The following is a 24,150-nucleotide window of genomic DNA, read 5'->3' on the forward strand; positions in this document are numbered from 1 at the left end:
GAAAAGCCGGTCAAATCCTAAGGAATTCGTTCACCGGGTTTTTTGAAACCTTATTTAGAACCCTGTGCCAAGATGATCCATGGGGATTTATCGGGCGGATAGTTCAAACAGTCATGACAGGTTCCATACTCATAGTCGATGACGATCCCGTGCAGCGCAGGCTGCTCGAGGCGGCGGTGACGAAATTCGGCCATAGCGCTATCGTCACCGATGGCGGCGAGGCGGGCCTCGATGTGCTCGACGGACCGGACGCGCGCGATGTGTCGGTCGTCATCCTAGATCTGGTCATGCCCGGTCTCGACGGCATCGGCGTGCTGAAGGCGATGCGCGAGCGCGCCATCAATCTCCCGGTCATCGTGCAGACGGCGCAGGGCGGCATCGAGACCGTTGTCTCGGCGATGCGCCACGGCGCTTTCGATTTCGTCGTCAAGCCGGCCTCGCCCGACCGACTGCAGACGGCGATTTCCAATGCCTTGAAGGTCGAGGCGATCGAGGACGAGGTGAAGCGCACGTCGCGGCGGCGCGGCGGCCATCTTACCTTCAAGGACCTGATCACCCACAGCCCGGCGATGGACCGGGTGATCCGCCTCGGCCAGAAGGCGGCGGCCTCCAACATCCCGATCCTGATCGAAGGCGAGTCTGGCGTCGGCAAGGAACTGGTGGCGCGCGCCATCCAGGGCAGCGGCGACCGCCGCTCGAAACCCTTCATCACCGTCAATTGCGGCGCCATCCCCGACAATCTCGTCGAATCGATCCTGTTCGGCCACGAGAAGGGTTCCTTCACCGGCGCCACCGACAAGCACACCGGCAAATTCGTCGAGGCGCATTCGGGCACGCTGTTCCTGGACGAGATCGGCGACCTGCCGCTCGACGTCCAGGTCAAGCTGCTGCGCGCCGTCCAGGAGGGCGAGGTCGACCCGGTCGGCGGCCGTTCGACCGTCAAGGTCGACATCCGGCTCATCTCGGCGACGCACCGCAACCTTTTGCAGCAGGTCAAGGACGGCAAGTTCCGCGAGGACCTGTTCTATCGGCTGAACGTCTATCCGATCTTCGTGCCGCCGTTGCGCGACCGGCGCGACGATATCCCCTACCTGGTCAGGCACTTCATGGAGAAAGTAGCGCCGGCCGACCCGCGCCACCGCCTCAGCGGCATATCGGCCAGGGCGCTGGCGATGCTGCAGGCCTATGACTGGCCGGGCAACATCCGCCAGCTGGAAAATGCGGTGTTCAGGGCGTCAGTGCTCGCCGAAGGCGAATTGCTGACCGAAGAGGAATTCCCGCAGATCCGCGCGCAGGTCGAAGGCACGGTGAACCTGGATGCCGAGCCAGCGTCAGCCTTCGCGCCAGTCGCGGATGAGCCGCAGCCGGACGGTCAGGCCGCCTCCAGCGGAGCCGCGGCAGCCTTGCCTGAGACCGAGGCCCCGGCGCGGCTGCAGCCCCGCTTCGGCACGCTCAGGGCCTTGGACGAGCGTGGCAATGTGCGGGCGCTGGCCGATGTCGAGCTCGAGATGATCAAGCTTGCGATCGACCATTATAACGGCCAGATGAGCGAAGTGGCGCGCCGCCTCGGCATCGGACGCTCGACGCTCTACCGCAAGTTGAAGGAATATGGCATTGATCCCGAAGCGGGTCGGCTGGATCGGCTTGCCTCGTGAGACACAAGCCTCAGCCCAGCTTGCCGGTTTAAATTTCAAGCCAAATTGTGTTTGTCGGCCGGAAGCCTCGGTTTTCCAGTGGCTTGCGCGCTGGCGATCACGCATTGAGGCAAACGGTAACAGATCGTGTTTCGGTTCGGGCCGAATTCTCGATCTAAACCAGTGATTTACCACGAAACGCGGTGCATCATTTTTGACGGGATATCGCCACGGTGTTACCGCATTTCGGCTTCAATAAGCGATGATTAACCATTAGGATCGATATTCGGATGTGAGAACCACGCATCCGTTTGGGCAAATCCGGGGACAAACGGCAGCCTGCAAGGCCTTTTGATTTGAACCAAGTCGAACGACAAAAAAACGGGCGGCATTTTCACATGAGCGTCTGGCCGAGGTGGCTGACGTTTGTGATTTTGACTGTCGGGTTCCTCTCGGCAGCCGCCTCCGCCGCGAAGGCCGAAGTCCGTTCGCTGAAGCTCTATCACCTGCACACGCACGAAAAGGCCGAGATCGTCTACAAGCGCAACGGTCGCTACGATCCTGAAGGCTTGCGCAAGATCAACATCATCCTGCGCGACTGGCGCCGCAACGAGCCGACCAAGATGGATCCGCGGCTGCTCGACCTGGTATGGGAAGCCTATCGGCAGAGCGGCGCCACCGACTATATCCAAGTCGTTTGCGGTTATCGTTCGCCAGCCACCAATTCGATGCTGCGCAGCCGCAGCCGCGGTGTCGCCGAGAAAAGCCAGCACATGCTCGGCAAGGCGATGGACTTCTACATCCCCGGCGTGCCGCTGAAGAAGCTGCGCAACGTCGGCCTGAAGATGCAGGGCGGCGGCGTCGGCTACTATCCGAGGTCCGGTTCTCCGTTCGTCCACATGGATGTCGGCAATGTCCGCCACTGGCCCGGCATCAGCCGCCAGGAGCTGGTCAGCCTTTTCCCGAACGGCAAGACGTTGCATGTGCCGAGCGACGGCCGACCGTTGCCGGGCTATGAACAGGCTGTGGCCGCCTACAAGGCCCGCAAGGGCGCCGGCACCCCCAACATCGAGCTGGCCAGCGCGGGCGGCTCGACCAAGCGGTCCGGCGGGCTGTTTGCAGCCTGGTTTGGCGGCGGCGAGGACGAAGCCGACGACAGCGCCGATGTCGCGAGCGCCGAACCCGCGCCCCAGCCGAAAGCTGTGAAGCAGGTGGCGGCGGCCAAGAGCAGCAACCTGCCGGGCATCGCGATTGTCTCGCCGCAGGATGCCAAGCGCGCCAACATCCCGCAGATCGCCGACGACAGCTCTGACGACTCGCAGCCGCAGCAGGACACGCCTGAGACCATCATCGCCGCGCTGCCGCCGAAGGAGGTTCCTCTGCCCGCCTTCGCGCCGAGGCCGAAGGCCGATGTCGGCCAGCAGACGCCTGAAGACGTGCCGTTCGCCACGGCGGACGCCTCGGCCACGACCGAGCAGGCGATGGCGACTGCGCATGCCCCGGTCAATGTGCCGTTCGGCATGGCTGACGCCGGCGCGGCACAGGCCGCGACCGATCCCGCCCAGATGGCGGTCAACAACATCCCGCTGCCGACCTGGCGTCCCACGCCGGCCGAACTGGCGCCCAAGGACAAGGACGTGCTTCTGGCGCTGGCTGAAACGGCCTCGCGGGACAAGAGCGCGACCGACGCCTTCTCGGTGCTGCCGAGCGCGCGGCCCGAAGGCAACAAACAGGATGAGATCAAGGCTGTCCTCGAACAAGCCAGCGCCACGACCGAGGCCGGTGCTGGCGGCGCCGAATATCAGCTTGCTTCGCTGACGGCGCCGGAGCCGCGCTCGGCGTTCAACGATCCGTCCGGGCTCGATGCCGCCTCGCCGCGCGAGGCCATCGCCGCCCGCCCCGCCGGCACCGACCCGGCGCAGGCGATCGGCGCCGGTGTGAAGACGACGCGCAAGGAGGCCAGGGCTGCCGCCAGCGACTTGAAGCCCGGTCCGAAGGCGATGGTGGTGGCGCCGCCGCCGCAGGCAGCGCGCTGGGCGCTGGGCAGCGGCGCGAACATCGCCACTGTGTCCGACCCGACCACGGCGCCGCGCTATGCCTATAACATCGTGCACACGCCGCCGAGCGAGGTCTACACGGTCGGCTTCCAGACGGATCCCCAGGTGCCGGACGCCAGCCGGTTCACCGGCAACGCCGTGAAGTTCCTTTCGGTCGCCCGCTTCCAGACGAAATAGCGAGCCTGCAAAGGCCGCGTTGCTGGACAGCAGCGCGGCTTTTTGTTTTCCATGCATAGCTGTATTTGACGCCCGGCCTTCCCGCTTCGTCTAATGGTAGGACAGCGCCCTTTGAAGGCGTGAATCGTGGTTCGAATCCATGAGCGGGAACCAGTCTGGCCAGCTGGGTTTTTCATGCCGCCTGTCGTGGCTTAGTCAACTTCCAGCGTCGGCGCTTCGCGTTTCGCCAGAAGCCGTGCCGCGTCGCGCGCGGGGGGCAAGCCGAACTGGCGCGCATATTCGCGACTGAATTGGGAAGCGCTTTCGTAGCCGACGGCAAAGGCGACGCGCGCGGCATTGCGCGGCTGCGCGATCAGCAGGTGGCGGGCCTCCAGCAGACGGACCTGCTTCTGATACTGGATCGGACTCATGGCTGTCGCTGCCTTGAAGTGGCGATGAAACACGGCGTTGCTCATATGGGCGAGCCTGGCCAGCTCCGTCACATCGATCGGCTCGTTGTAATGCGCGCGTATCCACTGGGTGGCGCGGCGGATCTGCGACAGGCGTCCGTCGGCGCGCGCGAGCTGGCGCAGCTTTGCGCCTTGCGGGCCTTGCAGCAGCCGAAACGCTATCTCCCGTTCGAGCATGGGCGCGAGCACGGGGATCTCGTCCGGCCTGTCGAGCAGCCGCAGCATCCGGCGCCATGCGTCGAGCAGCTCTTCATCGGCGGGATAGGTCACGAAGCTGTCGCCGCCGGCCGCCGGCTTGTGGTCGATGAGCAATGTGGCGATCACTTCGATATCGAGACTGAAGGCGATGGCCATGTAAGGATTGGCGGCGCTCGCCTCGATCAACTGGCTGGTGGCAGGTGTCTCGACCGCATAGACGAAACAGCTGCCGGCGCTGTAGCGAAGCGTGCGGTCGCCGATCAGCACCGACTTCGTGCCCTGCAGCACGAACAAGGCCGTCGGCTGGCAAAGCTCGGGCAGCGGCGGCGTCGGAACCTCGCTGCGGCCGATCGTGACGCGAGGGACGGCCGTCCTTGTCCGCCGTCCGCGCGCATGGCGGCCGGCGATCGCGATCAATTCCTGAAGCGCATCGTTCATCGGTTCAGCATTGCCGATCCGCTCGGGCCGCGCAACGAGGTGATGCGCAAGCGCGCACCCAGGCGACGCGCAAGCGCGCACTCAATGACGCGCAAGCGCGCATCTGAGAGGATTAGGCAAGAGCAAGAGAGTTTTTGGCGCGCGAAGCAGACCGGTTCACGTCATCTCTAGGTCACTGAAAAGGAGACACAGGATATGACGACACGGAAGAATGCGCTGGTGACAGGCGCCAACAAGGGCATCGGTCTTGAGACGGCCCGGCGGCTGGCGGCGCTGGGGTTCAAAGTCTGGCTCGGTGCTCGGGATTCGAAGCGCGGCGAGGCCGCGGCGGAAGCATTGCGCGCGGAAGGGTTCGAGGTCGAGTGGCTCGAGCTCGACGTCACCAGCGACGAGAGCGTGGCGGCCGCGGCCAAGACCCTCGCGGCGCGGGCGCCCAACCTCGACGTGCTGGTCAACAATGCCGGCATCGCTCCCGGCTACCTCGATGCGCTCGGTCCGGACGGCCACTATGAGCGGCCGCCGAGCCGGGAGGACATTGCGGACATCAAGGCCACCTATGACGTCAACGTCTTCGGTCCCGTTCGCGTCACCCAGGCGCTCTTGCCGCTGCTCCTGGCATCACCGGCCGCGCGCATCGTGATGGTAAGCAGCTATCTCGGCTCAATCGCGCGGGCGGCCGGCAATGGCCAGTCGCCCAATGTTATGGGCTATGGCAGTTCCAAGACCGCCCTCAATGCCGTCACCGTGGCCTTCGCCAGGGAGCTTGCGCCGCGCGGCATCATGGTCAATGCCGCCGCGCCCGGCTACACCGCGACCGATCTCAACGGGCACAAAGGCCACCGCACGGTGCAGCAGGCGGCCGAGATCGTCGTGCGCCTGGCGACGCTCGATGCCGGCGGGCCAACCGGCGGCTACTTCGACGAGAACGGTCCGCTGCCCTGGTGAGCGGGCAAGGAATGTTGTTTGACGCAAATTCCGGACGGAAAACCGGTATCCATCTTTCCCGGAATTGCTTTAGGCGAGCTTGCTCGCCTCACGCGCCAGCGCTTCGATCTCATCCCATTTGCCGGCCTTGATGAGATCGTCGGGGGCGACCCAGGAGCCGCCGACGCAGATGACGTTGGGCAGGCTGAGATAGTCGGCCGCATTCTTGGCCGTTATGCCGCCGGTCGGGCAGAATTTTATGTCGGCCAGCGGCGAGGCGAAGGCCTTCAGCGAAGCGATACCGCCCGACTGCTCGGCCGGGAAGAATTTCAGGAAGCGCAAGCCGGCTTCGCGCGCGGCCATGATCTCGCCGGGCGTGATGGCGCCGGGCAGCAGCGGCACGGGGCTGTCCTTGGCCGCGTCGAGAAGCTGGCTGGTGATGCCCGGGCTGACGATGAATTTCGAACCGGCGCGCGCTGCCTCGATGAATTGCTTGACATCGAGAATGGTGCCGGCGCCGACGACCGCATCCTCCACCTCGGCCGCGACGCGGCGGATCGCTTCCAGCGCATCCGCGGTGCGCAGCGTGATCTCGATCGCCCTCAAGCCGCCGCGCGAAAGCGCGCGGGCAAGCGGCACGGCATCGGCAACGTTGGCGATCTTGAGCACCGGAATGACCGGCTGGCCATTGAGGAGCGACAGGAGCTTTTCGGTCTTGCTGGTCATTGGCTTGTCTCTCCGTTCCAATCGATTCAACCGATTAGCAGAAGGGGTATCCCAAGTCCACGAAGGCAGGCGTGTCGCGATGCCGCGCAGCGGATCGACGCGCCGGCCCCGAATTTCCTCTGCCTTGAAACTGCTTTCACCACGGTCTAGTGGCATGGGCATGACAACAGAAAAGGAAATTCAGCCAGTCCGCGTCGCCGCGCTCTACAAGTTTGCCCGGCTCGACGGCCACGAAGCCTTGCGCGCGCCGCTTGCCGGCTTCTGCTGCGGACGCCGCATCAAGGGCACGCTGCTGCTTGCGCATGAGGGCATCAACGGCACGGTCGCCGGCAGCGAGGAGGCGATCACCGCGCTGATCGATCACCTCCAGGCGATCGAAGGGCTTGACGGCCTGGAGGTCAAGTACAGCAGCGCTGCCCAGACGCCATTCCACCGCATGAAGGTGCGGCTGAAGCGTGAGATCGTCACCATGGGCGTCGACGATCTCGATCCGCCGACCAGCGCCGGCACCTATGTCGAGCCGGCCGACTGGAATGCGCTGATCTCGGACGCCGATACATTGGTCGTCGACACGCGCAACGCCTACGAGGTGTCGATCGGCACCTTCAAGGGCGCGGTCGATCCGAAGACCGCCAGCTTCCGTGAATTTCCGGCCTGGGTCGAAGAGCATCGCGAGGAGCTCGAAGGGCGCAAGGTCGCGATGTTCTGCACCGGCGGCATACGCTGCGAGAAGGCGACGGCCTATGTGAAGTCGCTGGGCTTCAGACAAGTGTTCCATCTCAAGGGCGGCATCCTGAAATATCTCGAGGAAGTGCCGGCCGAAGAGAGCCTGTGGCAGGGCGAATGCTTCGTCTTCGACGAGCGGGTGTCCGTATCGCATGGTCTGGCCGAAGGCGAAGCCGAACTCTGCCGCGCCTGCCGGCATCCGCTCACCGTCGAGGATCGGCTTTCGCCGAAATATGCGGTCGGCGTCTCATGTCCGCATTGCTTCGAAGCGCGCTCGGACGAAGACCGCGCCCGCTATGCCGAGCGCCATCGCCAGGTGGAACTGGCGCAGGCTCGGGGCGACCGGCGCCACATCGGAAGCTGAGGCGTGTTCCCGGAAGCTCAAGTCACCGAATAGCAGTCGATCACCCAGAGCCACGTCCCGTCGTTCTGACGCCGGGCGACCTCGGTTGTTATGCTGCCGTCGGGCAACTTCGTCGATGTGAGCGCCAGATCGCCGTTGATGAGGGCAGGGCGCTGCTCGCCGCGCTGGAATTTGCGATCGGTGGCGAGGCTTTTCTCGAAGAGCGCGCGAATGGCCTCGCGGCCGCGCGTCAGTTCTCCTGCGCCGCTGTCGACCACGGCGTCAGGCTCGAAAAGCGCCAGCATCCCTTCAATATCTCCGGCCCATTGCCGCTCGATCAGCATGCGCTCGAGATCCTGGGGATCGCGCGCCGGCTCGCGGCTTGCTGCATCCGACATTCAAATTGCTCCTTCGAAAACTGCCCTCGATCTTAACCGAAGTGCTGGTTGCTTTCGACATATCGGCTTTTGTTCCAATGCCGGCATCGCGCCAAAACCTTCGCCCGTCATTGTAATGTCGACGCGCGGGACCTACGTCTTGCCGGTCCAAAACCCCGCCCGGGCGCATCGGCCGGGCCAATTCTGGAGGCATTGATGCTCGACCCCAAGAAACTGCTCGACGACCTTCTCGGCTCGCAAATTCCAGGCACGGGATCGACCGTCCGCGACAAGGCGGGGCAAGCGGTGCAGATGGCCAAGGACAATCCGCTCGCCGCCGGCGCGCTGGCGGCCGTGCTGCTCGGCACCGGGACCGGCCGGCAGGTGACGGGCACCGCAATCAAGCTCGGCGGCCTGGCGGCGATCGGCGGCCTCGCCTACAAAGCCTACCAGAACTACAAGGCCGGCAAGGAACCTGCGCAGACACCGGCCGCAGGCGAGCCGGAACTGCTGCCGCCGCCGGCCGACACAGCTTTCCATCCCTCGCAGGCGCCGCAAGGCGAGGCCGAATTCACGTTGACGCTGGTGCGGGCGATGATCTCGGCGGCCAAGGCGGACGGCCATGTCGATGACGAGGAGCGCCAGAAGATCTCCGACAAGCTCAAGCTTGCCGGCATCGGCGCGGAAGCGGAAAAGTTCCTGATGGACGAACTCGATCGCCCGCTCGATCTCGACACGCTGGTGGCGGGCGCCAAGACCGATGCGCAGAAGCTCGAGCTCTACACCGCTTCGCGCCTCACCATCGATCCCGACACCCGCACCGAGCGCGGCTATCTCGACCTGCTCGCCGGCCGCCTCGGCCTGCCGGACGCGCTGGTCGACCATGTCGAGGCGACGGTTTCGGCGGCGAAGGTGCCGGCCGGCACTGCGCCCAATCCGCGCCAGTAAATCCGGGTTGGTAAACGCGCTTGCGGCGTCTCGCTGGCCGTTGATGTTCCGTTAACCCAGCAAGCGCATCATTCTAAGCAGTCGGACCGGCTTATCCTCCTCCCAAGCGCGGTTCAGATGAGGGCGGTCGCCAATGACCGCCCTTTTTGTCGGCCCTTGCTTTTGTCGACAATAGCCGCTTGCCACGACCCCGATCATTTGCGATGCCACGTCTTCTTCCAGCAGTAATCGCGGAGGGATGACGATGACCGCCATGACAGAGAAAACCGCCATCGTTACCGGCGCCGGCACCGGCATCGGCAAAAGCGTCGCCACTGCGCTCCTCAAGGCCGGTTGGAACACAGTGTTTTGCGGCCGCCGCAAGAAGGTGCTGCAGGAGGCGATCGCTGACGCCGGCAAGACAGAGGCCAAGGCACTGGCCGTCGCCTGCGACATCAGCAAGGCCGGCGAGGTCGACGACATGTTCGAGACCGTGGTGGAGGCATTCGGGCGCGTCGACCTGCTCTTCAACAATGCCGGCATGGGCTACAAGTCGACGCTGATCGACGAGATCCCGGTCGAGGTCTGGAACGATGTCGTGGGCGTCAACCTCACCGGCTCGTTCCTGTGCGCCCGCGGCGCCTTCGGCGTCATGCGCCGACAAAAGCCGATGGGCGGCCGCATCATCAACAACGGCTCAGTGTCGGCCTATGCGCCGCGCCCCGGCTCCGCGCCCTATACGGCGACCAAGCACGCCATCACCGGACTGACCAAGACGCTGGCGCTCGATGGCCGGCCCTTTGACATCGCCTGCGGCCAGATCGACATCGGCAACGCGCTGACCGAGATGGCGCAGCCGATGACGGTCGGCGTGCCGCAGGCCAACGGCTCCATCGCCGCCGAAGCGGTGATGGACGTGCAGCGCGTCGCCGACGCTGTGCTCCACATGGCCAGCCTGCCGCTCGACGCCAATGTGCTGTTCATGACCGTGATGGCGACGAAGATGCCGTTTGTGGGCAGAGGTTAGCGCCAATGCCCCTCACCCGGATTGCCAGCCGAATTGCGAAGGCAATTCGGGGCAATCCGACCTCTCCCCGAGGGGAGAGGAGGTTGCCGGCGCTGACACTTTCCCTCTTCTCCCCAGCGGGGAGAAGGTGGCCGCGAAGCGGCCGGATGAGGGGTCACTTCATCAGGAACGCGTCGATCCGCTCCAGCGCGCGCAGGATATTCTCCTCGGAATTGGCGTAGGAAAGCCGGATATAGCCTTCGCCGAGCACGCCGAAATCGGGGCCGCCGATCAGCGCGACGCCCGCATCCTCGAGCAGCGCGGAAGCAAGCTGCTTGGCCTTCCAGCCGGTCTTCGACACGTTGGGGAAGGCATAGAAAGCACCCTTCGGCGTGATGCAGGAAACGCCGGGGAGCGCATTCAGCCCCTCGACCACGATCTTCCTGCGGTTGTCGAAAGCCCGCATCATCTTCTCGACGTCGTCCTGCGGGCCGTCGATCGCCGCGATGCCGGCATATTGGCTCGGGGCGTTGACGCAGGACCAGCAGTTCACCGCCAGCTTGCGCACCTTGTCGTAGAGATAGGCGCCCTTTTCGCCGTTCGGCCAGATCGACCAGCCCATGCGCCAGCCGGTCATCGCCCAGGTCTTCGACCAGCCGTTGAGCACAATCAGCCGGTCGCGGATTTGCGGAAAATTGAGCAGCGAGCAGTGCTGCTCGCCGTCATAGGTCATGACGTCGTAGATCTCGTCGGACAGGATCGCGATCTCAGGGTGCTTCTCAAGGCCCTTGACCAGCTTCTCGATCTCGGCGCGGGGCGTCACGCCGCCGGTCGGATTGGCGGGCGAGTTGAGGATCAGCAGCCTGGTCTTCGGCGTGATCAGCGCCAGCGTCTCCTCCGCTGAGAAGGCAAAGCCGTTCTCCTCGCGGATCGGCACCGGAATCGGAGCCGCACCAGTGAACTCGATCATCGAGCGATAGATGGGAAAGCCAGGATCGGGATAAAGGATCTCCGTTCGCGGCTCGCCGAACATCAGGATCGCGGCGAACATGGTCGGCTTGCCGCCCGGCAGGATCATCACGCTCTCGGGCGACACCTCGACGCCGGTGGTGGTCAGCGTTCGGCGCACCACCGCCTCGCGGGTGGCGAGAAGGCCGTTGGCCGGCGTGTAGCCATGATGGCCGTCGCGCAGCGCCTTGATCGCCGCCTCGACAATGTGCTGCGGCGTCTTGAAGTCTGGCTGGCCGATGCCGAGATTGACGATGTCGCGCCCCTGATGGGCAAGCGCTGTCGCCCGCGCGAGCACGGCGAAGGCATTTTCCTCGCCGAGACGATCGAAGGCCGCGATCGTGTGGAGCATTTTTCCGGTCCCTGTGGTTCTTTCTGTGAGCGTGCGTTTTTGTGAGCGTCCGTTCGCAAAAGTCAAACGGATTGGAGTTTTCGGTGTCTGAAAATCTGAAAGACTGGCAGCCGCGCCCGCGTCCCGAACGCAAGGTGCTGGAAGGGCGCTATGTCAGGCTCGAACCGCTGAGCGCCGAAAAGCATGGCGACGGCCTTTACGAAGCGTCATCGGTGCCCGATGCCGGCGGCCGCTTCGCCTGGCTGTTCGACTATCCACCGGAGACCCGCGCCGCCTTCCAGCCCTGGCTGGACAAGGCCGAAGCCAGCGAGGATCCGCTGTTCTTCGCCGTCATCGACAAGGCGAGCGGCAAGGTCGCCGGCCGCCAGACGCTTATGCGCATCGATGCGACCTATGGCGTCATCGAGATCGGCAACATCTATTGGGGACCGCTGATCTCGCGCAAGCCGGCGGCGACCGAAGCGCAGTTCCTGTTCACGAAATACGTCTTCGACGAGCTCTGCTATCGCCGCTACGAATGGAAATGCAACAACCGCAACGAGCCGTCGAAGCGCGCGGCGGAACGCTTCGGCTTCAAGTTCGAAGGCATTTTCCGCCAGCATCTTGTGGTAAAGGGCGAAAATCGCGATACGGCGTGGTATTCGATCATCGACAAGGAGTGGCCGGCATTGCGCATGGCCTATGAGGCCTGGCTCGATCCGGCGAATTTCGATGGCGAAGGCCGCCAGAAATGGCGGCTCGAGGATTTCCGCGCCGCGTTCGGTGCGTAACGGGAGGTCGGCGATGGCGCACGATCACGGCTCACATGCGCATGGCCACGACGCCGGCCACGTGCATGGCTCGACCGACAAGAAGCGCGTGCTGATCGCGGCCTGCCTGACGGGCGGCTTCATGGTCGCTGAGGCGCTCGGCGGCCTGCTCACCGGTTCACTGGCGCTGCTCGCGGACGCCGGCCATATGCTCGCCGATTCGATCGCGCTCGGTCTTGCCTGGTATGCCTTCCATCTCGCCGGCCGGCCTGCCACAGTCCGTCTCACCTACGGCTTCGCCCGCGTGAAGACGCTGGTTGCCTACACCAACGGCATCGCCATCTTCGCCATTGCGCTCTGGATCGTCTACGAGGCCTGGGGGCGGCTGATGCACCCGGCGCCAGTGCTGGGCGGACCGATGCTGGTGGTGGCGGTGGCAGGACTCCTGGTCAACATCGCCGCCTTCTTCGTGCTGCATGGCGGCGACCGCGAGGGCCTCAACATGCGCGGCGCCATACTGCATGTGCTGGGCGACTTGCTTGGCTCGGCCGCGGCAATCGCGGCGGCCCTCATCATCCTCGCAACCGGCTGGACGCCGATCGACCCGATCCTCTCCGTCCTGGTGTCGCTGCTGATCCTGTCGACGGCATGGTCGCTGATGCGTCAGGCCGCGCATGTGCTGCTCGAAGGCGTGCCGGCAAGCCTCGACCGCGACCTGATCGCCAAGGATCTTGAAGCCACGGTGAAGGGGGTGCGCGAGGTGCACCACATGCATGTCTGGTCGCTTGACGGCACCAGCAACATGGCGACGTTGCACGCCTGCCTGAACGACGGGATCGATCCGCATGTGGCGGTGAGCGCCATCAAGAAACGGCTTGCGGCCGAGCACGGCATCGATCACGCCACGGTCGAGCCCGAGTTTGGGCACTGCGCCGACAGCCATGACGAGCTCGACCATCACCATGATCACGATCATGCGCATGACGCGCCTCGCGATCGCCGCCATTATCACTGATGCGTGGCTGATGATGAACTTAAACAGCCTCGCGCCAAGGGACGCCTGCTGATGGATCGCGAGACCCGCAACGCTGCGATCGCCGCGGCCTGGATACTGCTGCTGTTCGGGCTCGCAGCTTATTTCCTGCCGACCATCATGCTGGCCGCCGGCAAGATCTCGACGGTCCTGGCGGCTATCATCGCCGCAATTTTCATGGTGGCACTGTTCGTCGTCCTGTGGCTGCGCGGGCGCAGCCAGCGCAAGAAGGGTCTTTAGAGATGAGAATTCTGATAACGGGCGCCGCCGGCATGGTAGGCCGCAAGCTGATCGCGCGACTGGCCAAGGACGGCGCTCTGCGTGGGCGCAAGATCACGGCGCTCGACCTGCACGACATCGTGCCGCCGCAGGCGCCGGTGCTCGCAGGCGTCGATGTCTCCATCCATACCGGCGACCTTTCGGCGCCCGGCGCGACGGCTACGCTGGTTGCTTCCCGTCCGGACGTGATCTTCCATCTTGCCGGCATCGTCTCAGGCGAGGCGGAAGCCAATTTCGACCTCGGCTACCGCGTCAATCTCGACGGCACGCGCGCGCTGTTCGACGCCGTGCGGCTGGCGGCGTTCGCGCCGCGCCTTGTATTCACCTCTTCGATCGCCGTGTTCGGCGCGCCATTCCCCGATGTCATCCCGGACGAGTTCCACCCGACACCGCTCACCTCCTACGGCACACAGAAGCAGATGAGTGAAGCGCTGCTTGCCGACTATACGCGGCGCGGTTTCTTCGATGGTGTCGGCATCAGGCTGCCGACGATCTGCGTGCGCCCTGGCAAACCGAACAAGGCGGCATCGAGCTTCTTCTCAGGCATCATCCGCGAGCCGCTCAGCGGCCAGGAGGCGATACTGCCCGTGCCGCGCTCGGTGCTGCACACCCATGCCAGCCCACGCTCGGCGGTGAAGTTCCTGTTCCATGCCGCGCAGATCGACGGGGACGCGGTCGGGCCACGCCGCAACCTGACCATGCCTGGCGTCGCTGTTACCGTCGGCGAGCAGATCGAGGCGCTGGAGCGCATCGCCGGCGCCGAGGTGGTGAAGAGGATCCGCGAACAGCCGGACGAAACCGTCTGGGCGATCGTCAAGGGCTGGCCGACGCGGTTCGAGGCAAGACGCGGGAGGGAGCTGGGTTTCGCCGCCGAGAACAGCTTCGACGAGATCATCCGCGCCCATATCGAGGACGAGCTGGGCGGGAAGATCGTTTAGCTTCGCTGGAGTATATAGGCATCATCCGCCAGCAGTCAGGCCGGCCGACAGAAGCAGCAGTCCGACCAGGAAGATGAAGGCCGCGCCGCCGATCTCGACGATCGAATGGATGCGGTTTCCGAGGCGTCCGTCGCCGGCGAAATAGACCGCCCAGTTCTTGGCAGTCACCGCGATCGTCGCGAGAGCCGAGACGGTGATCGCGGTGCCGATCGACATAGCCAGCACCGACAGCAGGCCGCCAAGCCAAAGCCCGTTGAGCAGCGCGAAGCTCAAGACGATCAGCGCGCCGGAGCAGGGGCGGATGCCGACGGCGGCCACCGCCGACCAGGCGGTCTTCCAGTCGAAGCGATCGCCTGAAAGCAGCGCCGGATCCGGCGCGTGCGAATGGCCGCAGGTCGCGCAGACTTCGCCCGGGCCATGGTCGTGGTGATGATGCCCGTGGTCATGGTCGTGCGCCGCGTGGTCATGATCATGAGCCTCGTGGCTATGCGAATGCGCCGCGTGAGCATGCGCGTGAGCGTGTGAGTGTCCCGCGTGCGAGTGCCCGCCATGCGAGTGGCCGGCATGGGCCGCCGAGAGACTGTAGGCGGGAGCTCTACCGAACAGGCCCATGATCGACGGGCTGAGCTTGCGCCACAAAAGCCAGGCGCCGAACAGGGTCACCAGCACATAGCTCGCGATTTCCAGAAACCATGCCGCGTCGGTCATCGACACCGCGGTGCCGCGCAGCACGAAATAGGCGAGCATCATGACGACGACCGCCGTGAGGCCCTGCAGCAGCGCCGAGACGAAGGATAGCATGATGCCGCGCTTCAGCGCGACTTCGTTGGCCACCATGTAGGAGGTGATCACCGCCTTGCCGTGGCCGGGGCCGGCGGCGTGGAAGATGCCGTAGGCGAAGGAGAGGCCGATCAGCAGCCAGAGCTTGCTGCCGTCCTGGCGCATCGCCTTCATCGCGGCTGCGAGCGAATGGTAGAATTCCTGCTGCCTCAGATTGATCCACATCAGCATGTGCGCGAACGGGCCTGAGGTGCTGGGCGCCATGCCGTCATTGGTGCCGATGCCGAGCGAGCTCTGGGCATGGGCGACGCCGGGCAGATGCGTGATCACCAGGGTGGCGGCCGCAAGGCCGAGCGCCAAGTGCAGCGACGGTTTCATCACCGGTTATCCTTCAGGCGGGCAGTTCAGTTCGAGCTTGGTGGCGAAGATCTTGCTCATGTTGGTGCCTGTCGGATCGTTGAAGAACGCTTCCGTCAGGGTCTTCTGGTTCTCTTTGATCGCTTCGTCCGGATCGGGGCGGATCACCTGCTTGGTGCAGTTCGAAGGCAGGCCCTCGACGGTGAGGTTGGCGTCGTCGGTGAAGTCGATCGCCGTGTAGAAAGTCGGATCGTAGACGCCGATATCGACTTTGCCGGCGAGCTTGATCGGTGCCTTCGGCTCGGACTCGAACAGGATGATCAGCTGGTCGTTGTCGAAATTGGCCATCAGATGCGGAGGCGGGACCATCGGCACGTCCTTGCCGTCCTGCGTGACGAGCTGGAAATAGTTGAACTCGGCCAGCGAGGCATGGACGGTGTCGGCCACTTCCTTAAGCTCATTGTCGTCAAGCTTCAGATCGGAGTTCTTGTCGAACTCCATCATCACCGTGCTCGAAAAAAGATCGTCGAAACGCCACAGATGGCGCAGCGCTTTCACACTTTGGTGATCCGGGGTCAGGATCACGTCGAGGCGGGCTTCGGCAAAGACATGCGGATGCACCTCGGCCGGCTCGATCCCTGCAAATGTCGCTGCAAGGGCCGAAGCCAGCATGGTTGCTTGCCGTTTCAAGTGCATTCTGGGCCGCTATTCCATCGACTTTGAGGGTGGACCCCGAGAGTTATCAGAAAGGGGGCGAAATTGGGACCCTCGCTCTAGGTCTGTTCTGATGCATGTCGTTGTCCCAGAACCGCTGGACACTTCTGGGCGACATGCATCACGCAGCGTCACGCGTCCTGAACCAGTGCACCAGGAAATCGACGAAGACGCGGACCTTGGCGGGCAAATAGCGGCGATGCGGATAGACGGCGAAGATGCCGCTGCCCGAGAGGATGCGGTCGTCGAGCACGCTCACCAGCCGGCCGCTCGCGAGATCGGGCGCCGCGATGAAATCCGGCAGGATGGTGAACCCGAGACCCGACACGGCGGCGGCTCTCGCCGCCATCGGGCTGTTCACCTCGATCGGACCCGACACGGTGACGCTGACCGAATCCTCGCCGTCGCCCTTGAAGCGCCAGTTGGCGAGCGAGCGGCCGTTGGTGTCGACGATGCAGGGCATGTTGGACAGGTCCTGCGGGCGCGTCGGCATGCCGTTCCTTGCGAGCAGCTCCGGCGACGCGCAAAGCCGCACCGAAAAAGGCCCAAGGCGCCTGGCGATCAGCGACGAGTTCTCCAGCCGCGAAATGCGCACGGCGACATCGAAGCCTTCCTCGACCAGGTCGACGAAACGATCGTCTAGGTGGATGTCGAGCACGATGTCCGGATGCTGCTTGGCAAAATCGATCAGCGACTGTCCGATCGGCGCATCGGCGAAGGTGCGCGCCGCCGAGAGCTTGATCCGGCCGCGCACGTCGCCGGAAGATTCGCGCACCGCATCGGCCAGGCTGTCGACCTCGCGCACGATTTCGGAGGCGCGCTGATAATAGGTGTGGCCGGCTTCGGTCAGCGAGAACTGCCGCGTGGTGCGGTTCAACAACAGCGCGCCGAGCTCGTCCTCCAGCTCGCGCACATATTTCGACAGCAGCGCCTTCGAGCGGCCGATCTTGCGCGCGGCGGCCGAGAAGCCTTCGGCCTCGACCACGTCGATGAAGGCGCGCATGCGGGTCAATGTGTCCATGGTCAGGCCTTTCGTGCCGCGTCGAGAATCCTGCGGCCGAGCCGTATCAGGGCGACGTCGCTGCCGGAAGGGCCCAGCAGCGACAGGCCGAAGGGGGCGCCGTCGACAGAACCGAGCGGCAAGGTGATCTGCGGGAAGCCCGACAGGCCGGCCAGGCACAAAAGATGCAGCGCCCTTTCGCGATAGGCCTGGAACTGTTGCGGCGTGCTGGTCTTCAGTGGCGCTGCGCCCGGAACGGTCGGCAGAACGAGAAAGCCATCGTTGCCGAGCAGGGCGCCCAGCTCGGAACGGAAGGCCAGCCGGCGTTCCGTCTCGGCGGCAACCATGCCGGCATCGATCGTGCGGCCGAAGCCGAAACGCTCGTCGATGCCCGGGCCAAGGCCCTGGTCGCCTGCCGAGATCCAGCCGCCATGCACCTGCCACGCCTCGAAGGCCTGGAGCCGGCGAAAGCACCAGTAGAGATCGTCCGGGAACGAGGCGAAGGCGTATTCGGTTTCGGCCGGCGCGCCGACGACGCCGGCAGCCAATGTCTTCATCCGCGCATATTCGGCGGCTTCAGCCGGCCCGGAGACAAAGGCATCGAGCCAGCGGATCGACAGCGGGCTGTTGAGCGGATGCCGGTGACGATCGCTGCCGAGCAAAAGCTTGCCGACCGCCTTATAGGTCTCGATATCGTCGGCGAACCAGCCGAAGGTGTCGAAGCTCGGCGCGAGCTTCATCGCGCCGTCGAGCGAGATCCGCCCATGGCTGGTGCGCAGTCCGATCAGGCCGCAGAAGCTCGCCGGCGCGCGGATCGAGCCGCCGGTATCGGAGCCGACGGCGATGTCGGCAAGGCCGCCTGCGACCGCCGCGGCCGAACCCGATGAAGAGCCGCCGGTCACGCGGTCCGGGGCGGCCGCGTTCACCGGAAACGCGAAATGCGAATTCTGGCCGAACAGCGAGAAGGCGAGCTCGTCGGTCTGCGTCTTGCCGACGAATCGCGCGCCGGCATCGAGAATCATCTGCACGGCCCCGGCCGTCTGTGAGGCGGCGTGAGCCTGCGCGAACTTGCGCGGGTTGCCGCAGCCGGTGCGATAGCCCGCGACGTCGTAGATGTCCTTGACGGCCAGGCGCAGGCCGGCAAGCGGGCCCAATTCCGCATTGGCCACAGGCATTTGGCGCAGATCGAGGAAGGCGTTCAGAGGGCCGTGGGTGCCTGGCATCGTTCGATTTCCGGATACGGTCCACAAACATTGTTCGATGCCGGAATTTTTACAACCGGCGCTTACGATTTTTATTGATTGTGAAACCCTTCGCTCTTATATCGCGCTTGCCCAAAGTCGCACGTGCCTGTGGGTGTCCGCCGATCCTCGAATGGTGAGGGCAACCGGTAAGGTAACTGGAGCCAACCCCTCCAGTCGGTCTCGTGGCCAACCGCCAGACCGAGGACACCTTGAAGCAACGACGGTGCGGGCCTTTCTGGTGTCTGCCGGTCGTCCAAAGACCGGGGTTACTGAAGAGGCACACCTTCATTGCCGGCAGTGCGGATGGTCTCCATCCAAGCCAAGGCAGACAAAGCGAACCGAGGCCGGGCAAGGCCAGGTTCACCGCCGCGAGACGGCTTTTCATGGTTCCGGGGTCTCCACCGGCTGGTTCCATGGATTTTCCGTCCCGCCTTTGTCCACCGCGAGTTCGCGAGGCTGAGCGCCCGCGTCCCGCAGCCTTTGTGCGCGCCGAAAGGCGCAGATGGAGAGACCTCGATGGCCACCCAGCGCATCCTTGACTTTCTCGCCACCCGACGTCCGAACGGCCCGTGCCTGGTCGTCGACCTCGATGTCGTGCGCGACAATTTCCGCGCCTTCGAGAAGGCGTTGCCCGATTCCAAGATCTACTATGCGGTGAAAGCAAACCCGGCGCCGGAGATCCTGCGCCTGCTTGCTGCGATGGGCTCGTCCTTCGACACCGCATCCGTTGCCGAGGTTGAGATGGCGATGGACGCCGGCGCGCCGGCCGACCGCATTTCCTTCGGCAACACCATCAAGAAGGAGCGCGACATCCAGCGCGCCTACCAGCTCGGCATCCGCCTCTATGCGGTGGACTGCGTCGAGGAGGTCGAGAAGATCGCCCGCGTCGCCCCCGGCTCGCGCGTGTTCTGCCGGGTGCTCACCGATGGCGAGGGCGCCGAATGGCCGCTGTCGCGCAAGTTCGGCTGCGTGCCGGCGATGGCCGTCGACGTGCTGCGCCATGCCAAGGGCCTCGGCCTCGACGCCTATGGCGTGTCGTTCCATGTCGGCTCGCAGCAGACGGATCTCACCGCCTGGGACCGCGCGCTGGGCGACGCCAAGAAGGTGTTCGCGACGCTCGCCGAGGAAGGCATCGTGCTGAAGATGGTCAATATGGGCGGCGGCTTCCCGACCCGTTACCTGAAGGACGTGCCGGCGGCGCAGGCCTATGGCCAGGCGATCTTCTCGGCGCTGCGCAGGCATTTCGGCAACGCGCTGCCCGAGACGATCATCGAGCCGGGCCGCGGCATGGTCGGCAATGCCGGCGTCATCAAGTCGGAAGTCGTGCTGATCTCGAAGAAGGCCGACAACGACAATGTGCGCTGGGTGTTCCTCGATATCGGCAAGTTCGGCGGCCTCGCCGAGACCATGGACGAGGCGATCCGCTATCCGATCGTGACCCCGCGCGACGGCTCGGAGACCGCGCCTTGCGTGCTCGCCGGCCCGACCTGCGATTCGGCCGATGTGCTCTACGAGAAGACGCCCTATCCGCTGCCTTTGTCGCTGACCATCGGCGACGAGGTGCTGATCGAAGGCACTGGCGCCTACACGACCACCTATTCCTCGGTCGCCTTCAACGGCTTCGAGCCTCTCCGATCCTACGTGATCTGACCGGTTCGGAAGGACCGCTCAGATCATCCCAGGTGGGCGCCTGTCGGCCCGCCCGGGCTCGCTTGTGGAACAGATCTCCGCTCGTGAAGGATTGCGGAAAATGGATATGGCAAATTTCATCGTAGAGGGCGCCGCGCGCCGGGTAATCTCCCCCCTCGAGGGGGAGATGGCCGCGCAGCGGCCAGAGGGGGTCGTCGCGCGTGAAGCGCAAGCCCTGTACAATACAAGGAAAGTTGCGGCAGCTGAGGCGAGCCCCTCTGTCGCCTTCGGCGACATCTTCCCCTCGAGGAGGGAGATTGCCCGCGCCTTCGTCATCCTTGCCGAAGGCGCTGGTGACATGCAGGCGCGCGAAGCGCTGCTCGACCGGGCCATGGGGCCGATGCGCAGGAGGAAATCGTCCGAGAAGCTGCGGCGCGGCCGCCGGCCTTCGGAAGGCCTGGCTTTCGTCGCGCGCGATCCGTCGGACGAGATCGTCGGCACCGTTCGGCTGTGGGACGTGACGTTGGGCGAGAACGGCCCGGCGGCGCTCCTGCTCGGGCCGCTGGCGGTCGAGCCGGGACTGAAGAGCGGCGGCATCGGCTCGGCGCTGATGCGGCATGCGATCGCCGAGGCCGCGCGGCTTGGCCATGGCGCGATCCTACTCGTCGGCGATGCGCCTTACTACGGCCGGTTCGGCTTCTCGGCCGACCGCACCGGCTCGCTCGCCATGCCAGGGCCCTATGAGCGGCATCGGCTGCTTGCGCTGGAGCTGAAGGACGGCCTGCTCGACGGCGCCAAGGGCACGATCAGGGCTGCCGGCCGCAAGGTCAAGGCCTTGGATTTCGTCGCCTAAATCTGTCGTAGACATACCGATGCGGCGTCGCGCGTTCAAAAACGCGGCACCGCATCACTTATCGATAATACTTGGGTACCAATCAGCCGAGCAATTGGCTGAGCGCCATGGCGACCGTCATGTCGCCCTCGACCTTCAGCTTGCCGGCCATGAAGGCCATGGTCGGGTTGAGGTCGCCGGCGATCAGCGAGTCGAGATCGTCGAGCGAGAGCTTGATCGTGCAATCGGTCGGGGCATCGGCGGTCGAGACCGTCGCGCCGTCGATGACGATGACGCCGTCGCTGCCGGTGTCGAACTTGACCGAGTGCTCGAAGCCCGCGCTTGCCACGCGCGAGCTGATCTTGTCGGCAATCTCCTGAACGCCCATGGCGGTTCTCCTCGTTTGGTTGCGTTTGACGCGCACCGGCCTTGGCCGCTGGGCGAGGCGCCGCGTCGCGCAGGAGCGCGGCGACAGTCACCGGCGCATATAGCTTCGGGTTGACGTTTACGTCAACGTGGTCGCCATGCGGCATGACGCATCACCGGGACAAGCGCTTGAACTCGGCGCGAGGCCAGCTCGATCGTCCAGAGCCGATTAATGCTCCGGCTGGAACGGCTTGGTCATCGCTTGCGCGGTTTCGCCGGCATTCTTGCGGCGGCGGATCGCGTTGTCGCGGATTTCGTCCTTGGACAGGAAGTTGACCTGATCGATCAGCACGTCATGCACCAGTTCGACACCGACGCGGGCATTGACGGTGTCGCGGATGGTCTTGCGGAAGGCGTCGAGATCGATCGTGTCCTTCTTGGTGAAATCGATCTGCGGATTGGAATAGAGGTAGGAATAGACCTGGTCGGTTATCAGCGCCGTAGCGGGAATCGACAGTTTCTTTATCTGATCCGGCTCCACCGTGTAGACGAGCTTGGTGAGGAAGTAGCCGTCGATCTTGGCATCGCGGATGAGCGGCACCGAAATGATGTCTGTCTTGACGTAGTCGAGACCGCCCAGCATCGGCTTCGGCGGCTCGCCGACGCCGCGCTCACCGGCCTCCTGGAAGGAATAGAACACCGCGCCGAGCGTCACGGCGCAGATCCAAAGCGCTGCGGCGATGAACTTGATCACCGGATCCTTCCTTGCGCCCTTGCCATCTCGCTCAAGCTCGGGCGTATCCGAACTCGCCGGCCGAGTAGGTTCCGTCGGCATCGGCGCGCTGGATGGCGTTCTTCAGGAGCGTGGCAACCTCGTTGACGGCATTGAGATGGGCAAGGATAGCGGCCTCGTTCTTCGCCAGCTTCTGGCGCAGACGCGTCAGCCCCTCGCGATGCTGTTCGAGGAATTCGATCTCGTTGGCGCCCTTCAAGGCACGAGTCAGCTCGTAGAGATAGCGGCTCTTGCGGGCATTCGAAGCCTTGAGGTCGTAGCCGGTTCCGCTGCGGATACCCGCCGTCTCCTCGTCCACCGCTTCCTCGATGCGGCCGATGATGGCGGCGAGGTTGCCGGGCCGCGCAGACGCGGCAGGCGCTTCCGTGGCGGTGGTCCGTGCAGGCAGGTTGGAAAGGTCCGTTTGGTCGGCCATGTAGGTCCCTAGATCTCGATGTCTGTTTTTATGGTTGTGTCATCGCCAGTCATTGACCGGGCGGCCTTGCGCTCAAGTTCCTCGACCAGGGAGGTTGAAAGCCTGGTCTGCCGGTCAATCTCGGCTTTCTCCGGTCCGCCCCCAACAGGCCCGACCGGTACCTTGTGCTTGCCGTCCAGATAGTGGTCGGCAAGCATTGATTTGGCGATGCCGATGCCGCCGTGCGCAGCCATGACATCGGCCACCTTTTCGGCAAGCTGTGACTTCCACATGTCGCCAGCCAGCCCCTTGCCATAAACGCCTTCGGTGTCCTTGGGCATCATGTTCTGGATGAAAGTCGTCAGCACCATCGCCTCGAAGCGCTGGAACTTTTTCGCCGGATTTGTCGCTTCGGCCTTGTCGGCGGCGGCGCGCGAGAGGACCGAGCCGGCATCGACGGAGGCAGTCTGGTCGATCGAGAAGGGACCCGCGGCACCGCCAGCGCGGCTCGCGAGTGCTGCCCGCGCCGCCTCGACATCGGCCGGCTCCGCTGCGCGGGCGACGTCCATCACGATGTCGCTGGGGGGTGAAATCGCCAAGAAAGCACTGCCTTTTGCGGGGTTTTGCTAGTTGCACAATGACTCAACAAGCTTGTGGCAGGCTTGCGGGGAGGCGGAATGCAGATCGCAGTCCGATCCCAAGCGGCGGACGAGCCGCCGTTTGGGAGTCGCATGTCGACCTTGACGGCCGACTTGTCGTTAACGGCCCCAGATCCCCTGGCCATAGCCCGCTGCGGGGATATCGAAGGCAGAATTCCCGCTCGCGGCCGATTCACTGCGCGCCATGCCGATGTTGTTCGTGTTGCCCAGATCGAGCGAGTAGGCGTTATCGGACGCCATCGAATGGCCACCCGTGCTCGGATAGGCATCGGTGCCGGGGACGTAGCCCGAGCCGTAGTTGTCGCTGGCGGTGAAGGCCATGCCGGAGGCGGACAGAAGGGCAACGGTGGCAAGAATGATCTTCATTTCAATTCTCCATCTCTAAGGGTTAACGTCCTGCCCAACGCGGTGCCCTCGCACCGCGTCGATAAGGCCGCCTTTAGCCCAAACCTGTCGCCCGCTGTCCTTTCGGATCGGCGGCGGCGGGCGGCTCAGCGTACGATCGTCTTGGTCGTGCGCTGTCGATCTCAGGGATAGCGACGGGGCGTTTTAGCGAGCGTGGTGGGCAACATGGTAAGGGCCGTCACGCACGTGGTATTTTGCGTTGAAAGCGGATGGGAGCGCAGGGATGCTCGATATCCGGGCAGATCCGTCGCTATTCGTCGCGCCGCTTCTGTGCGATCAGATCCAGACGCTCGCGGTCGGAGCGTTCGCGCTCGTCGCGGCGGCGGACGTTCTTGTAGGCGCGCTCGACCATGTTGGTGCGGGCGGTGGCCGTGGCGATCAGTGCCGCTTCTTGGCGAGCGTCCTCAAGGCTCTGCTTCTGCCGGCCGAGCGCGTTGGCGATGCGGCGATGGTAGAGTTCCGGGAACAGGCCGGCCAGCGAGCTGTCGGTATCGAAATGCTCGATCAGTTCCTTCGCTTCCGATTCCGCGGCCGCGGCCGCGGAGAGGAAGCCGGCATGACGGGTTTCGTGCAGCGCCTTCAGTTGCTCCTGCACCTTGACCAGCTTCCTAAGGCGATCCTTGCGCGAGGTCATTT

At 64.5% G+C, this 24,150-nt stretch carries 26 protein-coding genes and 1 tRNA gene; 13 read left to right on the top strand and 14 right to left on the bottom strand.

All coding sequences use genetic code 11. From position 1 onward, the window contains the following. Window positions 1–113 precede the first annotated feature (113 nt). The 3 genes from EH240_RS01065 to EH240_RS01075 all read left to right on the top strand — a co-directional run bounded on the left by EH240_RS01065 (window position 114) and on the right by EH240_RS01075 (window position 4,021). The gene (locus EH240_RS01065) at window positions 114–1,655 is read left to right on the top strand and encodes a sigma-54-dependent transcriptional regulator (RefSeq protein ID WP_124995561.1); all 1,542 of its coding nucleotides are present in this window, start codon (window positions 114–116) and stop codon (window positions 1,653–1,655) included. A gap of 377 nt (window positions 1,656–2,032) precedes the next feature. Next, window positions 2,033–3,868: a peptidoglycan L,D-endopeptidase MepK gene (gene mepK / locus EH240_RS01070; protein WP_124995562.1), complete on the top strand. Its 1,836-nt coding sequence runs from the start codon at window positions 2,033–2,035 to the stop codon at window positions 3,866–3,868. A 79-nt stretch (window positions 3,869–3,947) separates the two neighbouring features. Continuing rightward, window positions 3,948–4,021: transfer RNA gene (locus EH240_RS01075), tRNA-Gln, on the top strand. 38 nt (window positions 4,022–4,059) lie between these two features. Here EH240_RS01075 and EH240_RS01080 read toward each other — a convergent pair. Next, entirely contained in the window at window positions 4,060–4,953 is an 894-nt protein-coding gene (locus EH240_RS01080; RefSeq protein ID WP_124995563.1) for an AraC family transcriptional regulator, read from the bottom strand. Between the two features lie 195 nt (window positions 4,954–5,148). On the opposite strand from EH240_RS01080, the gene EH240_RS01085 reads away from it, so the two are divergent. Further along, window positions 5,149–5,898 carry an SDR family NAD(P)-dependent oxidoreductase gene (locus EH240_RS01085; RefSeq protein ID WP_124995564.1) on the top strand — a complete coding sequence of 250 codons (750 nt, stop codon included), beginning with the start codon at window positions 5,149–5,151 and terminating at the stop codon, window positions 5,896–5,898. A gap of 69 nt (window positions 5,899–5,967) precedes the next feature. Here EH240_RS01085 and EH240_RS01090 read toward each other — a convergent pair whose 3' ends face one another. Further along, entirely contained in the window at window positions 5,968–6,603 is a 636-nt protein-coding gene (locus tag EH240_RS01090; RefSeq protein WP_124995565.1) for a 2-dehydro-3-deoxy-phosphogluconate aldolase, read from the bottom strand. A gap of 160 nt (window positions 6,604–6,763) precedes the next feature. Here EH240_RS01090 and trhO point away from each other — a divergent pair, with 160 nt between their 5' ends. Then, window positions 6,764–7,693: an oxygen-dependent tRNA uridine(34) hydroxylase TrhO gene (gene trhO, locus EH240_RS01095; protein WP_124995566.1), complete on the top strand. Its 930-nt coding sequence runs from the start codon at window positions 6,764–6,766 to the stop codon at window positions 7,691–7,693. Window positions 7,694–7,710: 17 nt separating this feature from the next. Here trhO and EH240_RS01100 read toward each other — a convergent pair whose 3' ends face one another. Then, on the bottom strand, window positions 7,711–8,070 hold the full coding sequence (locus tag EH240_RS01100) for a YybH family protein (protein WP_124995567.1): 360 nt from the start codon (window positions 8,068–8,070) through the stop codon (window positions 7,711–7,713). A 195-nt stretch (window positions 8,071–8,265) separates the two neighbouring features. Here EH240_RS01100 and EH240_RS01105 point away from each other — a divergent pair, with 195 nt between their 5' ends. Beyond that, complete coding sequence (locus tag EH240_RS01105; protein WP_124995568.1) at window positions 8,266–8,997, top strand: tellurite resistance TerB family protein; 732 nt, start codon at window positions 8,266–8,268, stop codon at window positions 8,995–8,997. Between the two features lie 253 nt (window positions 8,998–9,250). After that, window positions 9,251–10,003: an SDR family oxidoreductase gene (locus EH240_RS01110; RefSeq protein WP_124995681.1), complete on the top strand. Its 753-nt coding sequence runs from the start codon at window positions 9,251–9,253 to the stop codon at window positions 10,001–10,003. A gap of 154 nt (window positions 10,004–10,157) precedes the next feature. Here the strand turns inward: EH240_RS01110 and EH240_RS01115 are convergent, their stop codons facing one another. Next, window positions 10,158–11,342: a pyridoxal phosphate-dependent aminotransferase gene (locus EH240_RS01115; protein WP_124995569.1), complete on the bottom strand. Its 1,185-nt coding sequence runs from the start codon at window positions 11,340–11,342 to the stop codon at window positions 10,158–10,160. Between the two features lie 83 nt (window positions 11,343–11,425). Here EH240_RS01115 and EH240_RS01120 point away from each other — a divergent pair, with 83 nt between their 5' ends. From EH240_RS01120 to denD, 4 genes are read left to right on the top strand one after another with little or no spacing between them, the layout of a single operon-like run. Next, on the top strand, window positions 11,426–12,112 hold the full coding sequence (locus tag EH240_RS01120) for a GNAT family N-acetyltransferase (protein ID WP_124995570.1): 687 nt from the start codon (window positions 11,426–11,428) through the stop codon (window positions 12,110–12,112). A gap of 13 nt (window positions 12,113–12,125) precedes the next feature. Continuing rightward, complete coding sequence (locus tag EH240_RS01125; protein WP_124995571.1) at window positions 12,126–13,106, top strand: cation diffusion facilitator family transporter; 981 nt, start codon at window positions 12,126–12,128, stop codon at window positions 13,104–13,106. Between the two features lie 51 nt (window positions 13,107–13,157). After that, window positions 13,158–13,364, top strand: coding sequence for a hypothetical protein (locus EH240_RS01130; RefSeq protein ID WP_124995572.1), 207 nt, complete (start codon window positions 13,158–13,160; stop codon window positions 13,362–13,364). 2 nt (window positions 13,365–13,366) lie between these two features. Further along, entirely contained in the window at window positions 13,367–14,341 is a 975-nt protein-coding gene (gene denD, locus EH240_RS01135; protein WP_124995573.1) for a D-erythronate dehydrogenase, read from the top strand. Window positions 14,342–14,362: 21 nt separating this feature from the next. Here the strand turns inward: denD and EH240_RS01140 are convergent, their stop codons facing one another. From EH240_RS01140 to EH240_RS01155, 4 genes are all read right to left on the bottom strand, one after another. After that, the gene (locus tag EH240_RS01140) at window positions 14,363–15,499 is read right to left on the bottom strand and encodes a nickel/cobalt transporter (protein ID WP_124995574.1); all 1,137 of its coding nucleotides are present in this window, start codon (window positions 15,497–15,499) and stop codon (window positions 14,363–14,365) included. 6 nt (window positions 15,500–15,505) lie between these two features. Next, window positions 15,506–16,174 carry a DUF1007 family protein gene (locus EH240_RS01145; RefSeq protein ID WP_124995575.1) on the bottom strand — a complete coding sequence of 223 codons (669 nt, stop codon included), beginning with the start codon at window positions 16,172–16,174 and terminating at the stop codon, window positions 15,506–15,508. Between the two features lie 139 nt (window positions 16,175–16,313). After that, window positions 16,314–17,213 (bottom strand): LysR family transcriptional regulator, encoded by a 900-nt coding sequence (locus EH240_RS01150; RefSeq protein WP_124995576.1) that lies wholly within the window; start codon window positions 17,211–17,213, stop codon window positions 16,314–16,316. A 2-nt stretch (window positions 17,214–17,215) separates the two neighbouring features. After that, window positions 17,216–18,415 (bottom strand): amidase, encoded by a 1,200-nt coding sequence (locus tag EH240_RS01155; RefSeq protein WP_124995577.1) that lies wholly within the window; start codon window positions 18,413–18,415, stop codon window positions 17,216–17,218. A 537-nt stretch (window positions 18,416–18,952) separates the two neighbouring features. Between EH240_RS01155 and odc2 the strand changes: the two genes are divergently transcribed. Both odc2 and EH240_RS01165 read left to right on the top strand, forming a co-directional pair. Then, window positions 18,953–20,086 (top strand): ornithine/lysine decarboxylase, encoded by a 1,134-nt coding sequence (gene odc2, locus EH240_RS01160; protein ID WP_124995578.1) that lies wholly within the window; start codon window positions 18,953–18,955, stop codon window positions 20,084–20,086. A 337-nt stretch (window positions 20,087–20,423) separates the two neighbouring features. Beyond that, the gene (locus tag EH240_RS01165) at window positions 20,424–20,918 is read left to right on the top strand and encodes a GNAT family N-acetyltransferase (protein WP_124995682.1); all 495 of its coding nucleotides are present in this window, start codon (window positions 20,424–20,426) and stop codon (window positions 20,916–20,918) included. An 82-nt stretch (window positions 20,919–21,000) separates the two neighbouring features. Here the strand turns inward: EH240_RS01165 and EH240_RS01170 are convergent, their stop codons facing one another. The 6 genes from EH240_RS01170 to EH240_RS01195 form a co-directional block, all read right to left on the bottom strand. Continuing rightward, entirely contained in the window at window positions 21,001–21,285 is a 285-nt protein-coding gene (locus EH240_RS01170) for an SCP2 sterol-binding domain-containing protein (RefSeq protein WP_124995579.1), read from the bottom strand. A gap of 207 nt (window positions 21,286–21,492) precedes the next feature. Beyond that, window positions 21,493–22,017, bottom strand: a complete 525-nt coding sequence (locus tag EH240_RS01175; protein ID WP_124995580.1) for a hypothetical protein — start codon at window positions 22,015–22,017, stop codon at window positions 21,493–21,495. A 31-nt stretch (window positions 22,018–22,048) separates the two neighbouring features. After that, window positions 22,049–22,471, bottom strand: a complete 423-nt coding sequence (locus EH240_RS01180; protein ID WP_124995581.1) for a hypothetical protein — start codon at window positions 22,469–22,471, stop codon at window positions 22,049–22,051. An 8-nt stretch (window positions 22,472–22,479) separates the two neighbouring features. Beyond that, window positions 22,480–23,049 (bottom strand): rod-binding protein, encoded by a 570-nt coding sequence (locus EH240_RS01185; RefSeq protein WP_245435800.1) that lies wholly within the window; start codon window positions 23,047–23,049, stop codon window positions 22,480–22,482. A gap of 159 nt (window positions 23,050–23,208) precedes the next feature. Continuing rightward, complete coding sequence (locus EH240_RS01190; protein ID WP_124995582.1) at window positions 23,209–23,475, bottom strand: hypothetical protein; 267 nt, start codon at window positions 23,473–23,475, stop codon at window positions 23,209–23,211. Window positions 23,476–23,764: 289 nt separating this feature from the next. Next, the gene (locus tag EH240_RS01195; protein WP_124995583.1) at window positions 23,765–24,148 is read right to left on the bottom strand and encodes a hypothetical protein; all 384 of its coding nucleotides are present in this window, start codon (window positions 24,146–24,148) and stop codon (window positions 23,765–23,767) included. Window positions 24,149–24,150 lie beyond the last annotated feature (2 nt).

It is taken from the genome of Mesorhizobium tamadayense (genome assembly GCF_003863365.1).
In the GTDB taxonomy this organism is placed as follows: Bacteria; Pseudomonadota; Alphaproteobacteria; order Rhizobiales; family Rhizobiaceae; genus Mesorhizobium; species Mesorhizobium tamadayense.